Origin of the sequence: Stella humosa (genome assembly GCF_006738645.1) — a bacterium.
Taxonomy (GTDB): Bacteria; Pseudomonadota; Alphaproteobacteria; order ATCC43930; family Allostellaceae; genus Allostella; species Allostella humosa.
The window spans coordinates 1,638,165-1,651,525 of the sequence record NZ_AP019700.1; the positions used below are offsets into that span (position 1 = coordinate 1,638,165).

11 protein-coding genes are annotated in these 13,361 nt (G+C 70.2%); 5 read left to right on the top strand and 6 right to left on the bottom strand.

What is annotated here, in order from left to right; all coding sequences use genetic code 11:
• Both STVA_RS07660 and uvrA read right to left on the bottom strand, forming a co-directional pair.
• Nucleotides 1–492, bottom strand: coding sequence for a DUF2061 domain-containing protein (locus tag STVA_RS07660; protein ID WP_123689204.1), 492 nt, complete (start codon nt 490–492; stop codon nt 1–3).
• Nucleotides 492–3,347, bottom strand: a complete 2,856-nt coding sequence (gene uvrA, locus STVA_RS07665) for an excinuclease ABC subunit UvrA (protein WP_123689203.1) — start codon at nt 3,345–3,347, stop codon at nt 492–494. Before uvrA ends, STVA_RS07660 begins: the two co-directional genes overlap by 1 nt.
• A 158-nt stretch (nt 3,348–3,505) precedes the next feature.
• Between uvrA and ssb the strand changes: the two genes are divergently transcribed.
• The 5 genes from ssb (at nt 3,506) to STVA_RS07690 (ending at nt 8,671) form a co-directional block, all read left to right on the top strand.
• A complete protein-coding gene (gene ssb, locus STVA_RS07670; protein WP_123689202.1) occupies nt 3,506–4,054 on the top strand; it encodes a single-stranded DNA-binding protein in 549 nt (182 codons plus the stop codon).
• Nucleotides 4,055–4,322: 268 nt separating this feature from the next.
• A complete protein-coding gene (locus tag STVA_RS07675) occupies nt 4,323–4,832 on the top strand; it encodes a Csu type fimbrial protein (protein ID WP_123689201.1) in 510 nt (169 codons plus the stop codon).
• A 14-nt stretch (nt 4,833–4,846) separates the two neighbouring features.
• Nucleotides 4,847–5,560, top strand: coding sequence for a fimbrial biogenesis chaperone (locus STVA_RS07680; RefSeq protein WP_170216404.1), 714 nt, complete (start codon nt 4,847–4,849; stop codon nt 5,558–5,560).
• A gap of 4 nt (nt 5,561–5,564) precedes the next feature.
• Nucleotides 5,565–8,177 carry a fimbria/pilus outer membrane usher protein gene (locus STVA_RS07685; RefSeq protein WP_123689199.1) on the top strand — a complete coding sequence of 871 codons (2,613 nt, stop codon included), beginning with the start codon at nt 5,565–5,567 and terminating at the stop codon, nt 8,175–8,177.
• The gene (locus tag STVA_RS07690; RefSeq protein WP_123689198.1) at nt 8,174–8,671 is read left to right on the top strand and encodes a Csu type fimbrial protein; all 498 of its coding nucleotides are present in this window, start codon (nt 8,174–8,176) and stop codon (nt 8,669–8,671) included. The genes STVA_RS07685 and STVA_RS07690 overlap by 4 nt, the downstream gene beginning before the upstream one ends.
• A 4-nt stretch (nt 8,672–8,675) precedes the next feature.
• Here the strand turns inward: STVA_RS07690 and STVA_RS07695 are convergent, their stop codons facing one another.
• From STVA_RS07695 to STVA_RS07710, 4 genes are all read right to left on the bottom strand, one after another.
• Complete coding sequence (locus STVA_RS07695) at nt 8,676–9,875, bottom strand: S8 family peptidase (protein WP_142235698.1); 1,200 nt, start codon at nt 9,873–9,875, stop codon at nt 8,676–8,678.
• A 567-nt stretch (nt 9,876–10,442) separates the two neighbouring features.
• The gene (locus tag STVA_RS07700) at nt 10,443–11,105 is read right to left on the bottom strand and encodes a hypothetical protein (RefSeq protein WP_123689196.1); all 663 of its coding nucleotides are present in this window, start codon (nt 11,103–11,105) and stop codon (nt 10,443–10,445) included.
• Nucleotides 11,102–11,692, bottom strand: coding sequence for a sigma-70 family RNA polymerase sigma factor (locus STVA_RS07705; RefSeq protein ID WP_123689195.1), 591 nt, complete (start codon nt 11,690–11,692; stop codon nt 11,102–11,104). Before STVA_RS07705 ends, STVA_RS07700 begins: the two co-directional genes overlap by 4 nt.
• Before the next feature lie 287 nt (nt 11,693–11,979).
• Nucleotides 11,980–13,305 carry a tetratricopeptide repeat protein gene (locus STVA_RS07710; protein WP_170216403.1) on the bottom strand — a complete coding sequence of 442 codons (1,326 nt, stop codon included), beginning with the start codon at nt 13,303–13,305 and terminating at the stop codon, nt 11,980–11,982.
• Between the last annotated feature and the right edge of the window lie 56 nt (nt 13,306–13,361).

Genomic DNA, 13,361 nt, shown 5'->3' on the forward strand with positions numbered 1-13,361 from the left:
CTACCGGGCGACCGGCGAGCCGAACGATCGCCAGAGCGTTTCGTGCAGGTAATAGACGGCCGTGTCTGCGACCTGGCTGGCGGCGGCGAAGCCGACCGAGGCGGACATGGCGCCCGAGAACCAGCCGCCCAGCGCAAAGGCCCGCGCGCCGCTGGCGATGCGCCAGGTGATCGTCTTTTGCATGTCGATGGAGATGTCGGACGTCGTCGTCTCGGGGCCCAGATAGTGCCAGGCGACCTCGTGCAGGTAGTAGCTGGCCGAACCCATGATGGTGCCGGCCGCCAGGTAGCCAGCCGTCGCCACTGCCCCGCCGCCGACCATCGCGCTGAGGATCGCGGCGTCCGCGATGGTGGAGACGGTGGCATAGGTGCCCATCTTGTCGACCGCGCGGCGCCAGATGCCGGTACCCTCCGGCTCGGCCGCCATGGCCGGCAGGGGCAAGGCCAGCGCCGCCGCCACGGCCAGGGCCGCGAACGCCGGCCGGCACGCCATCACGCGATCTTCCGCGGGCGGTGGCGGTCGCGCGACAGATAGGGGGCCAGGTACTGGCCGGTATAGCTGCGGGCGACCTCGGCCACGTCCTCGGGCGTGCCCTTGGCGACTATCTCGCCGCCGCCATTGCCGCCCTCGGGGCCGATGTCGATGATCCAGTCGGCGGTCTTGATGACCTCCAGGTTGTGCTCGATCACCAGCACCGTGTTGCCCTGGTCGACCAGCCGGTGCAGCACCTCCAGCAGCTTTCGCACATCCTCGAAATGCAGGCCGGTGGTGGGCTCGTCCAGGATGTAGAGGGTCTGGCCGGTGGCCCGCCGCGACAACTCCTTGGCCAGCTTCACGCGCTGTGCCTCGCCGCCCGAGAGCGTGGTCGCGGCCTGGCCGATCTTGATGTAGCTGAGGCCGACTTCGCGCAGCGTCTCCATCTTGTCGCGGATCGACGGCACCGCCTTGAAGAAGCCGCAGCCCTCCTCGACCGTCATGTCGAGCACGTCGGCGATCGACTTGTCCTTGAAGGTGATTTCCAGCGTCTCGCGGTTGTAGCGCTTGCCCTTGCAGGCATCGCATTCGACATAGACGTCGGGCAGGAAGTGCATCTCGATCTTGATAACGCCGTCGCCCTGGCAGGCCTCGCAGCGGCCGCCCTTGACGTTGAACGAGAAGCGGCCGGGCGCGTAGCCGCGGGCCTTGGCCTCGGGCAGGCCCGAGAACCACTCCCGGATCGGCGTGAAGGCCCCGGTATAGGTGGCGGGGTTGGAGCGCGGCGTGCGCCCGATCGGCGACTGGTCGATGTCGACGATCTTGTCGATCAGTTCCACGCCGTCCAGCCGCCCGAAGGGCAGGGGGTGTTCCTTGGCGTTGTGCAGCCGCTTGGCCAGCGCTTTGTAGAGCGTCTCGATGATCAGCGTCGACTTGCCGCCGCCCGACACGCCGGTGACGCAGGTAAAGGTGCCGAGCGGGATGTCGACCGAGACGTCCTTCAGGTTGTTGCCGGTGGCCCCGCTGACCGACAGCGACTGGCCGCGCTTGCCCTGCCGCCGCTCCTTGGGGATCGGCACCTGGCGGGCGCCAGTCAGGTACTGCGCGGTCAGGCTGGCGGGCTCGCGCATCACCTCGTCGGGCGTGCCGGCGGCGATCACCTGGCCGCCATGGACGCCGGCCCCCGGCCCCATGTCGACCAGCCAGTCGGCCTGGCGGATGGCGTCCTCGTCATGCTCGACCACCAGCACCGTGTTGCCCAGGTCGCGCAGGCGCTTCAGCGTCTCCAGCAGGCGGTCGTTGTCGCGCTGGTGCAGGCCGATCGACGGCTCGTCCAGGACATAGAGCACGCCCGTCAGGCCCGAGCCGATCTGGGAGGCCAGCCGGATGCGCTGGCTCTCGCCGCCAGACAGCGTGCCGGATGCGCGCGAGAGGGTCAGGTAGTCGAGCCCGACATTGACCAGGAAGCCCAGCCGCTCGTTGATCTCCTTCAGGATGCGCTCGGCGATCTCGGCATGCTTGGGCGTCAGGTGGGCGGCCAGCTCGCCGTACCAGCCGGCGGCCTCGGCGATGGAGAGGGCTGCCACCTCGCTGATCGTGCGCATGCGGATCTTGACCGCCAGCGCTTCGGGCTTCAGCCGCTGGCCGCAGCAGGTCTCGCAGGGCCGGTTGTTCTGGTAGCGCCCCAGTTCCTCGCGCACCCAGGCGCTGTCGGTCTCCTTCCAGCGCCGCTGCATGTTGGGAATGATCCCCTCGAACGACTTGCCGGTCTTGTAGGCGCGCAGACCATCATCGTAGGCCATCTCGATGGCGGTGCCGGCCGAGCCGAAGAGGATGGCGTTCTGCGCCTCCTCGCGCAGCATCCGCCAGGGGGTCGCCAGCGTCACGCCATAGTGGCGGGCGAGGCTCTCCAGCGTCTGCTGGTAGTACTGCGACGACGAGGACGCCCAGGGCGCGATGGCACCCGACAGCGGCAGCGAATCGTCCGGCACGACCAGGTCGGGGTCGAAGAACATGGTGACGCCCAGCCCGTCGCAGGCCGGGCAGGCGCCGAACGGGTTGTTGAACGAGAAGAGCCGCGGCTCGATCTCCGGGATGGTGAAGCCCGAGACCGGGCAGGCGAACTTGGCCGAGAAGGTCAGCCGCTCGCCCGTGTCGGCGTTCTCGGCAAAGGCGATGCCGTCGGCCAGGCCCAGCGCCGTCTCGATCGAATCGGCGACGCGGTTGCCCAGCCCGTCCCGCACCACCAGGCGGTCGATCACCACCTCGATGTCGTGCTTCACCTTCTTGTTTAGGGCGGGCACGGCATCGATCTCGTGCAGCGTGCCGTCGACCTTCACGCGCTGGAAGCCGCGCTTCTGCAGGTCCTGCAACTCCTTGCGGTACTCGCCCTTGCGGCCGCGCACGACGGGCGCCAGCAGATAGAGGCGCGTGCCCTCGGGCAGTTCCATCACCCGGTCGACCATCTGCGACACGGTCTGGCTCTCGATCGGCAGGCCGGTCGCGGGCGAGTAGGGGATGCCGACGCGCGCCCACAACAGGCGCATGTAGTCGTAGATCTCGGTGACGGTGCCGACGGTCGAGCGCGGGTTGCGCGAGGTCGTCTTCTGCTCGATCGAGATGGCGGGCGACAGCCCCTCGATCGAATCGACGTCGGGCTTCTGCATCAGCTCCAGGAACTGGCGGGCATAGGCCGACAGGCTCTCGACGTAGCGGCGCTGGCCCTCGGCATAGATCGTGTCGAACGCGAGCGACGACTTGCCCGAGCCGGACAGGCCGGTGATCACCACCAGGCGATCGCGCGGCAGGTCGACGTCGACGCTGCGCAGGTTGTGCTCGCGTGCGCCACGCACGCGGATGTGGGTCAGCGACATGAATGCAAGCCGGGTGCGGATGGGCCGGAGAATCGGGCTGGAGCGTCGATCTTGTTCATTATACGTTCTCACCCGCGAGAAAGCGACTCCCGCTGCGGGCGGCGGGCGGTCTATGTTCCGGCACCTTTTCCAACGGCACCACAGCGGGAGCGGCGGTCATGGCCGGCAGCGTCAACAAAGTCATCCTCATCGGCAACCTCGGCCGCGACCCGGAAGTGCGGTCGACACAGGCCGGCAAGAAGATCGTGAACCTCGCCATCGCGACCAGCGAGACGTGGAAGGACCGCAATTCCGGCGAGCGCCAGGAGCGCACGGAATGGCACCGGGTGGTCATCTTCAACGAGCGCTTGGCCGAGACGGCCGAGCGCTACCTGAAGAAGGGCGCCAAGGTCTATGTCGAGGGCGCCCTGCAGACCCGCAAGTGGACCGACCAGTCCGGTGTCGAGAAATATACGACCGAGATCGTGCTGCAACAGTTCCGCGGCGAACTGACCATGCTCGACGGCCGCAGCGGCGGCGGTGGCGGCGGTGGCATGGGCGATTCCGGCGGCTATGACGACATGGGCGACGGTCCTGGCGGTGGCGGCGGGTATGGAGGCGGCAGCGGCGCAAGCGGGGGCGGCGGCTTCGGGCGCGGCGGTTCGGCGCCGCGTGGCGGCGGCGGCGCACCGCCGCGCGGCGACCTGGACGACGAAATTCCGTTCTGAGAACCCGCCGCGGTCGTACCGCGGTTCCGAGTTTGTTCCGGCAGAGGTCGGGCGGGCCCCATGGCTTCGGGGCCTTGCCCGGCCTTTTCCATGCGCGATCGCCTCGCAATCCGATCTCAATTGAACCGTTGGTTCGCGATCCGGGATCAACCGATAATTTAATTTCCCGCCAGGATGCTGATCATCAATGTGATTATGATTTTGATAAGTTTTGGCGTGTATCTGGAACATAGCAAGCACGCTTGGCAATCGGCGGGGGACACAGGCGATGATCGGCGGAAGCAAATATCTGGGGTTTGCCGCAATTCTGGCGTCCGGCATGCTGATGGCGAGCGCGGCCAAGGCGGGTACGGACGTGAAGCCGCTCACGGTGACGGCGAAGGTCATCGCATCCTGCGTGCTGACCGTATCGCCGCTGGCGTTCGGCGATGTCACCCTGATTGCAGGGACCGCTATCGACGAGACCGTCACCAACGGCATCTCGGTCACCTGCAGCGCCGGCGCCGGCTACACGATCGGCATCAGCGTCGGCCTCGGAAGCGGCGCCACGCTTCCCACCCGCAAGATGACCAGCGGCGCCAACACGCTGAACTACCAGATCTATTCCGACGCCCCCGGCGGCGCTTCGTGGGGCGACACGTCCGGGACGGGATGGGTATCCGACACCGGCACAGGGAGCGCGCAGAACAAGACCTACTACGGCCGCATCCTGGCCTCGCAGCAGACGGTGCCGATCGGCGACTACGAGGATACCGTCCAGGTCACCGTGACCTTCTAGGGCGGGACATCCCCGTGCTTCCGCTCCGTCCTGCGGTGGTCGCGCGGTGCCTGCTCGTGGCCGGGCTGGCGGCGGTCGCGCCCGTGCCGGTGGCGGCCCAGTCGCTGCATACGACCGCCATCCGCATCGAACTGGGGCCGCAGGCGCCGATCGTCTCTTTCGAAGTGGTCAATCCCGGCACCCAGGACACGATGGTGCATGTCCGCCCCGTCGTGTGGGAACAGCCGGGCGGCGAGGATCGCCTGACCCCGTCCGACCGGCTGGTGGTCAGTCCGCCGATCTTCGATCTGGCACCGCAGGGCCGACAACTGGTGCGGGTCGGCCTGGCAACCCCGGCGTCCGGCGAGGTCGAGCAGGCCTTCCGGCTGTTGATCGACGAGGTGCCGGACCGGGTGAAGCCGGTGCCGGGCCAGATCCGGACGGTGGTCCGCATCAGCGTGCCGGTCTTCGTCCTGCCCAACCGGCCGCCGGCACCCCGGCTGGCCGCGGGGCCGATGCGGGCGGGGGCGCTCTCCCTGCGCAACCAGGGCAATACCCATGTCCGCGTCGACTGGATCGTCCTGCGCGACCGGCACGGGGCCGAGCTGGGGCGGCACAAGGTCTTCGTCTACCTGCTGCCAGGGGCCGAGCGGGTGGTGCAGGTGCCGATCGCGCCCGGCCGCGAGCAGGCCGTTGCGGTCGTGGCGATGGAGACCGATGCCGGGCCGTTGACCAGCGAGCTTCGGTGAGCCGGTGCATGACCCGGGGCGCTGGCCCTACCTGCTGGCGCTGCTTCTGGGCGCGTGCGCCTGCTGGTGCCTGTTGTTCGGCATCGTGTCGGTGCTGGCGTCGCCGCCGGCCAGCTATGCGGTTGCCATCGATGGCCAGGACACCGGCCTGACCATCCCGCTGCAGGTGCAGGGCGCGCGCATGCTCATCTCGCGCGCCGACGCGCTGCGCCTGGGCTTGGCCCCGGCCGCCGACCCGTTCGACCTTGCCGCCGCCGATCTCCGGCTGCGCATCGACCCCGAAGCGCGCCGGCTCGACCTCTACCGCCGGGCGGCGCGCAACGGGAATGGCAATGGAAACGGCCACGGCAATCGGAATGGTGGGGGAAACGGGAATGGCGCCGATGGCGCCCGCCCGGTCATCCTGGACGTTTCGGTGAATGGCCGGTCGGTGCAGCGCAATGTCCGCGCCTTGCGCACCAACGGGCTCTTCCTGTTCGAGCCGGCCGATGTCGCAGGGTGGCGGGTGACGGCCGACGCCCTGCCGCCGATAACGCATCGCGGCCGCAGCCTGGCGGCGGCTGGCACCGGCACCGGCGTCGTGGCCGTGCTGGATCGCCAGCAGCAGGCGGTCGACCTGCGCATCTCGGCAGAGGCCCGGGCCCGCCAGGAGGTCCGCGGCGACGGCCACGCCGTCCGCCCGGCCCCGCCGCCCGCGCCGTCGACCGGTGCCTTCCTCAACTACGACGCCTACGTCCAGGCCGATCGGACCGGCCGCTTCGCCAGCCAGTTGCTGGAGGGGGGCGTGTTCAGCCCGCTCGGCGTGCTGCTGACGACGGTGCTGGGCCACCAGGGGGACGACCGGTCGCATGCCGTGCGGCTGGAAACGGCTTTCATCCACGACGATCCGGAAGCGCGGCGCACGCTGCGCATCGGCGACGCCATCAGCGTGCCCGGCGACTGGAGCCGCCCGGTGCGCTTCGGCGGCATCCAGATCGGCCGCAACTTCGCGCTCGACCCAGGCTTCATCCCGTATCCCCTGCCGTCCTTCGCCGGCCAGGCGGCGGTGCCGTCGACGCTGGACGTCTTCATCAACGGGGCGCTCAACCATCGCGGGCGGGTCGATGACGGGCCGTTCACGCTCAGCCGCATTCCGGTGATGCAGGGCGGTGGCACGGCCAACCTCGTCGTCCGCGACGTGCTGGGGCGCGAGCAGGTGCTGTCGCTGCCCTTCTATATCTCGACGCGCCTGTTGCAGGCGGGCCTCGATGCCTGGTCGATGGAGGCGGGGTTCCTGCGCAACCGTTTCCAGGAGCGCAGCTTCGACTACGGCCAGTTCCTGGCCCAGGGCACCTATCGCTATGGCGTGACCGACCGGCTGACGGCGGAAGGCCATGGCGAGGCCGGGATCGACCGCCAGGCGGCCGGCGCCAGCGTCGCCTGGCTGTGGCCCCAACTGGGCGAGTTCAACCTGTCGCTGGCGGCCACACTCGACGAGGGCCGCACCGGCGCGCTGGCCGGGATCGGCTTCCAGCGCATCTTTCCCGACTTCAGCTTCAGCCTGCGCCATACCGAACGCACCCCGGGCTTCCGCGAGATCGGTGGCGACAACCGTGGCGATGCCCATCGCATCCAGGTGCGATCGGAGACGCAGGTGACCGCATCCTTGCCGATGGGGAGCCTGGGCACCGCCAGCGGCACCGTCGCCCGCCAGATCCTCGACGGCGCCGACGACGTGCTGGTCGCCAGCCTGAACTATTCCGTGCCCATCGGGGCCGACATCCAGCTCGGTCTGCTCGCCCTGCACACCGTCAGCGGCCGGGCAGCGACGACGGTCGGATTCAACCTGTCGATCCCGCTGGGCCCGCGCGATTCGGTGCAGGTCGGCGGCCGCTCCGGCACGGACGGGGCGACGGCGACCGCCGACTACAGCCGGCCGACGCCGGTCGAGGGCGGGCTCGGCCTGCGTGCCCGGGTGCAGCGCGGTCGGCAGCAGGAAACCATCGAGGGGACGGCCGAATGGGACGGCACGGTCGGCCGCTTCTCGGCCGGCGCCGCGCGCCATGGCGGCCGGCCCGCCGTCTTTGGTTCGGCCTCGGGCGCGCTGGTGCTGGCCGATGGCGGCCTCTTCGCCAGCCGCCGCATCGACGAGGGCTTTGCCGTGGTGACGGTGCCCGACCAGCCCGACGTGCGCATCTATCGCGAGAACAACCTGGTCGGCCGCACCGATGCCGATGGCCAGCTCTTGGTCACCCGCCTGCACCCCTACATGGCCAACCAGATCGGGGTCGACCCGGCCGACCTGCCGATACGCGCGCGGCTCGACCAGCGGCGCATCGAGGTGGCGCCTGGCTATCGCAGCGGCACCGTCGTGCGCTTTCCGGTCGAGGGGCTGGACACGGTTCTGGTGCGGCTGCTGCGCGACGGCAAGCCGGTCGCCCCCGGCACCCGCGTCGCCAACCTGGATACCGGCCAGGCGGCCCGGGTGGCCCAGGATGGCGAGGCACTGCTGCGCGTGCCGGCGGCCGACAGTCGTTTCTCGCTCGATGACGGCAATGGCGGCTGCGCCTTCACGGTGCCGCCCTTCGATCGCGCCCAGCCCGGCATTCCGCGCCTGACGGTGGAGGCCTGCCGATGAGGATCGCCCGCATCCTGCTGCTGCTGGCGGCCTTCGCCGCCTGGTCCCCGCCCGTGAAGGCGGCGTCGTGCCTGCTGCTATGCACCTGCACGGTGGTGACGACGCCGGTCAGCTTCTCGGACTACAACCCCATCAACGGGCCGGCGGTCCTCAACAACGGCAACGTCGCGGTCACCTGCCGCGTCTTCCTCGGCCTCAATATCGGGCTGCTGGTCTCGTACGAGATCGCTATCTCGGCCGGGCAGTCGGGCAGCGTCGCCCAGCGCAAGATGTTCAAGGGCGGCGACAGCCTGAACTACAACCTCTACACCTCGAACAGCTACGGCACGATCTGGGGCACGAGCGCGCCCAACACGGTCGTCGACGGCTATGCGCTGGCGCTGGTCAACACCACCAAGAACCACACGGTCTTCGGCCGTATCCCGGCCGGCCAGAACACCGTGCCGGTCGGCGACTACAGCGACACGACGGTCGTGGTGACCGTCACCTACTGACGGGTCACTTCGCCGCTGGCGGCTTCTGCGAGGTCTGGCCATTGCGGCTGACGGCGCGGAAGGCGTCGACCCGGCCGGACCCGAACTCGCTGTCCCGGCCCGGCGCCCCCAGGTCCTGGGCGCTGCCCTCGATCAGGGCTCGTACCTCGGCCGGTGTCAGCCCCGGGTTGCGCTCCAGCAGCAGGGCGGCGACGCCGCTGACATAGGCGGCCGCCATCGAGGTGCCGGACAGGGACTGGAAAGTGCCGCCCGGGCCGGTGGTGACGATGTCGACCCCGGGGGCGGCGACGCCGACGAAGCTGCCGCGGTTGGCCTGGGTGTAGAGCCGGTCGCGCGCGTCGGTCGCGGTCACGGCGATGACCTCGGCGAACGCCGCCGGAAAGCGCGTCTTCTCCTGCCCGTCATTGCCGACGGCGGCCACGATCACCGCACCCCGCTCGTAGGAGCGCCGGACCATGCGGCCGACGATGGGATCGCTGGGGCCGGCGAAGCTGAGGTTGAGGACGCGCGCACCCTGGTCGACCGCGACGTCGATCGCACGCGCGATCTTGTCCGACGAACTGGTGCTCGACCCGGCCTGCTTGGGATCGGGGGTGAAGGCCTGGACCGACAGAAGCTGGACCTGGGGCGCGATGCCGCGCAGCCGGCCGTCGGCGGCGATGATGCCGGCCAGCGCCGTGCCATGCTGGCCGGGGTCGCGCTCGGCCAGTCCCATGACGTCGATGACGCCGGCCAGGCGGCCGGCCAGTGCCGGGTGGCTGGCGTCGATGCGGGTGTCGATCACGGCCACCCGCACGCCCTGGCCGCGGGCGATGCGATTGGCCTGCTCGGCCTGCAGCCGCTCCAGCGCGTACTGGCGCAAGGGGCCGGCGGGGGCCGGCTGGGTCTGCATGGTGCGGTAGCGATAGTTCGGCTGGGCGATCTGGATGCGTGGATCGAGGTTCAGCAGGTCGACCAGCGGCCCGATCGGTCGCGTCTGCACGATCAGCAGCCGGTAGGCCTCGGTGCCAAGGATCGTAAGCGGGATCGTCTCGGCCAGGCCCATCGCGTAGTCGCGCGCGATGGCGTCGGCGGCCGTCTGGCCCAGGCCGGGATGCAGCAGGATCAGCACCTCGTCCGGCAGGGCCTCGGCCAGGTCGTCGCTGCCGGGCGGTGGCATCATCGGCGGAGGCGGGGCATCGGTCGGCTGCGGCGACTGCGTCACCGGCCGTTCGATGGCCCAGGCCCGTGGGCGCCCCGGCGGCGGCATGACCGGCGGTACGGGGGCGGCGGAACGGGGGCCGGGGGACGGCGGGGGCGGCACCGGCGGCACCGGGGCCGGCGGCACGGGCGGAACCGGCGCGGGCGGAACGGGCCGGGGATGACCGGCACATTGCCGCCGGCACCCGGCGACTGCGGCTTGCCGAGCGGGATGGGTGGCGGGCAGGCGGCGGCGGGCCGGGCACGTCCGGGGTGTCGGGAACCTGGGGCCCGGGCGGCACCACCGGCGGCGGCCGCGTCGGCGGCGGGGGCACCCGGTCGGGCGGCACGTTGGTGGGCGGCGGCTTGGGGAAGCCGCCATCGTTGCCGGGCGGCATGGTCTGGGCCAGCAGGATGTACTGGCGGTCGGCGAGGGGGCCGGGGTCGTCGGCCAGGATCCATTCGGCGCGGTCGCCGTCGCTCCATTGCAGGCGGTCGGACGCCTCCGCCGGGGCGGTGACGGCCAAGACCAGGGCGGCCGCCGGACCTAGCCTGCCCGCGAGTGGCTGGAAGTGCGACCGCCTGGGTTTCTTCATGGCATCCGTTCAGCCTGGGTGACCAGATTGGCCGCCGATTGTAGCGTGGACTGGGCCTGGGCGGCATCCCCCTGGGCGGCGACGACGAAGTAGCCGTCGGCGGTCGGCCCCTTGACGATCACGGCGTCGGCCCGCTCCAGCAAGGCGCGGATATCGCCCAGCAGGGCGCCATCGGCGAAACCGACCAGGAAGCGGGCGTCGCCCGTGCCCGATGCGCCGGATGCGGTCTGGAACTGGCCGCCGGCCTCTCCCCGGTCCCCGACCAGGGCGACGATGGCGGCCGCCTGCACGGCGATCACCAGGGCGGCGGCGGCCATCGCCGGCCGCCAGGAGACCTCGAACCAGCCGGCGACCCGGGCCAGCAGGCCGCGGCCCTGGCTTGCCGCCGGCTGGGCCGTGCGCTGCGGCTCGGCGTCGATCCGCGCCATCAGGCGGGCGAAGCCGTCCGGATCGGGGTCGGGCATGGCGTCGGTGGAGGCCACGACGGAGCGCTCGACGGCGCGCAGCAGCTCCAGCTCCTCGCGCAGCTCGGCCGACTGGGCCAGTGCCGCCTCGACCCGGCCGCGATCCTCGGCGTCGAGCGTGCCGTTGACGTACCACGGCAGCAGGAACGCTTCCTCGGGCAGGCTGTCGATGGTGTCGACCGGATTGCGGTTCATGCCGAAACTCCCTGGATGCCGGCGGCGGAGAGCATCTCCCGCATGCGCTGGCGGCCATAGAACATGCGCGTCTTCACGGTGTTGACGGGGCAGTCGAGCGCGTCGGCGATCTCCTGCACCGACAGGTCCTGGTAGTAGGTGAGCTGCAGGACCGCCCGGTGCTCCGGCGTCAGCCGGTCCAGCAGGCGCTGCATCACCCGGCCCAGGTCCGCCTGCTCGGCCGTCGCGTCCGGGGTGGCGGCATCGTCGACGATCGTGTCGGCCGCATCCTCGGGCAACTGGTCCTCGCGCCGCCGGCGCAGCAGGCTGATGGCCTTGTTGTGGGCGATGCCGAAGATCCAGGTCCCGGCCGAAGAACGGCCCTCGAACCCGGCGGCGGACCGCCACACATCCAGCATCACGTCGTTGAGCAGTTCGTTTGCCATCGCCTGGTCCCGCACCATCCGCATCAGGAACCCGAACAACGGCCGCTGAAAACGCTCGTAGAGCGCCTTGAACGCGGCTCGGTCGCCACGCCCCGCCCGGGTGAGGAGATCGTTCTCGAGTTGCTGGAACTCTTTCCCGGTCCTGCCCTGGCCCTCGGCCATCTTGCTCCCTCAGTCGTCCGCGGTGGCGGAATGGTTCAGCGAAAGTTTCGACATGCCGACGCCACTATAATGCGCGCGCCGGTCGAACCGCCCGGCGGCAATGCGCGACGTACCCCGCGACGGGACGATGGTCCGGTCGGCAACGGGGATACCGCCATGAAGCGCACGATCGGTCATCTCGTCATTCTCGTCCTGGCGGCCCTGGTGGGTGCTGCCACCGGCGTCGCCGGCCTGGCGCTGGCCGCCCAAGCTGTCACGCTCTAGTACCTGTCACGCTCCAGCCGCCGTCAGAAGTCATAGGTCAGCGACAGGGTGAAGAGGTTGCGGCGATAGGACAGCGCCGAGTAGTTCGAATCCTCGTTCGTGTAGCTGTAGCCGAGCGATACCGCCATCCCCTCGGCCACCGGCTTGGTCAGGGTGGCGGTGTAGTGCTGGCGCTGGAAGTTGCGCTTGGGATCGATCGGGTAGCTGCCGAAGTCCCGCCACTGGTATTCCGCCCGCAACATCAGCCGCAGGTCCCACGGCAGCAGCAACGCGCCGCCGGCAGTCAGGCGGTGGCCGCTCTCGTCAAAGAACGAGCCCTTGGCGTCGTTGCGCAGGTAGGAATAGCCGCCGAAGACGTAGTTTCGCCGGTCCTCGAAGTAATAATATTGCGTGAGGCCGACTTGGTGCCCGCTACCGAGGTCGCGGGAGGTGAAGCGGCGCTGGACCCCGTCGTCGGCATAATCCTCCCGCCCGTAGCGGTAGAAAAGGTAGGAGATGGTGTCGTCCAGCGGCTGGAGGACCAGCGAGGCCGTCACCGCGTGGCTCTGGCTGTACTCCGACCCGCCCTCCCAGGCCGGCTGGTAGGCATAGCGCAGGCCGGGCCGGGCCGGCATGCCCCAGATCGTCGCCTGGTAGCTGAGGTCGATGGCGGCCTCGACGGTGATCTGGTCGTATTCGTTCAGCGCGCCGCGCAGGTTCTGGCTGAGATAGCCGAAACCCTCGCCACGCAGCCGCCAGCCGCCGTCCTGGATGATGTCGTAGCCGCCCCAGGCGCTCTGGAAGGTGCGGGCACCGGCCCGCGCACCGGGGGCCTGGCCGGCGCGCAGCGGCACATTGTCGTCATAGGCGATGCCGGCCTGTCCGGTCAGCGACCAGCGCCGCGGCTGCGGGGCGGCGGGCACCGTGCGCTCCGTCGTGAAGCGCGTCATCGTCTCGCGGAAGGAGCGGGCGACGGCGGCCGAGCGGGCATCCGGCTCCAGCGCCTCGGCCTTGGCCAGGGCTTCGGCGGCGGCTGGATATCGGCCCTGGGCATAGCGCGACAGGCCGAGATAGAGCCAGGTGGTGGCATTGCCGGGCTCGATCCGGGCCGCTTCCTCAAGCGTTGCCGCCGCCTCGCCATAGCGCTTCAGCCCGTAATAGGAGAGGCCGAGATAACGGCGGACGAGCACGTCGTCCTTGTGCTGGGCGGCCAGCGGCGCCAGCCGCCCGATCGCCTCGGCGAAGCGGCCCTCGCGATAGGCGACGAGTGCGGGGTCGGCCAGAAGCTGGGACGGCGGGATGGCGGCTTGGGAAACCGGGATCGGGGTCGCAAGCGATCCCAGGACTGCCAGTGCCAGCCCCGCGACCAACCTCCGCCCTGCGGATCGCGGACGACCCGGCCCCATCGCAGCCCACACGCGCCGTA

Coding starts and splice junctions, on each gene's coding strand:
- STVA_RS07660 (WP_123689204.1), bottom strand. CDS start 492: ATGGCGTGCCGGCCGGCGTTCGCGGCCCTGGCCGTGGCGGCGGCGCTG.
- uvrA (WP_123689203.1), bottom strand. CDS start 3,347: ATGTCGCTGACCCACATCCGCGTGCGTGGCGCACGCGAGCACAACCTG.
- ssb (WP_123689202.1), top strand. CDS start 3,506: ATGGCCGGCAGCGTCAACAAAGTCATCCTCATCGGCAACCTCGGCCGC.
- STVA_RS07675 (WP_123689201.1), top strand. CDS start 4,323: ATGATCGGCGGAAGCAAATATCTGGGGTTTGCCGCAATTCTGGCGTCC.
- STVA_RS07690 (WP_123689198.1), top strand. CDS start 8,174: ATGAGGATCGCCCGCATCCTGCTGCTGCTGGCGGCCTTCGCCGCCTGG.
- STVA_RS07700 (WP_123689196.1), bottom strand. CDS start 11,105: ATGAACCGCAATCCGGTCGACACCATCGACAGCCTGCCCGAGGAAGCG.
- STVA_RS07705 (WP_123689195.1), bottom strand. CDS start 11,692: ATGGCCGAGGGCCAGGGCAGGACCGGGAAAGAGTTCCAGCAACTCGAG.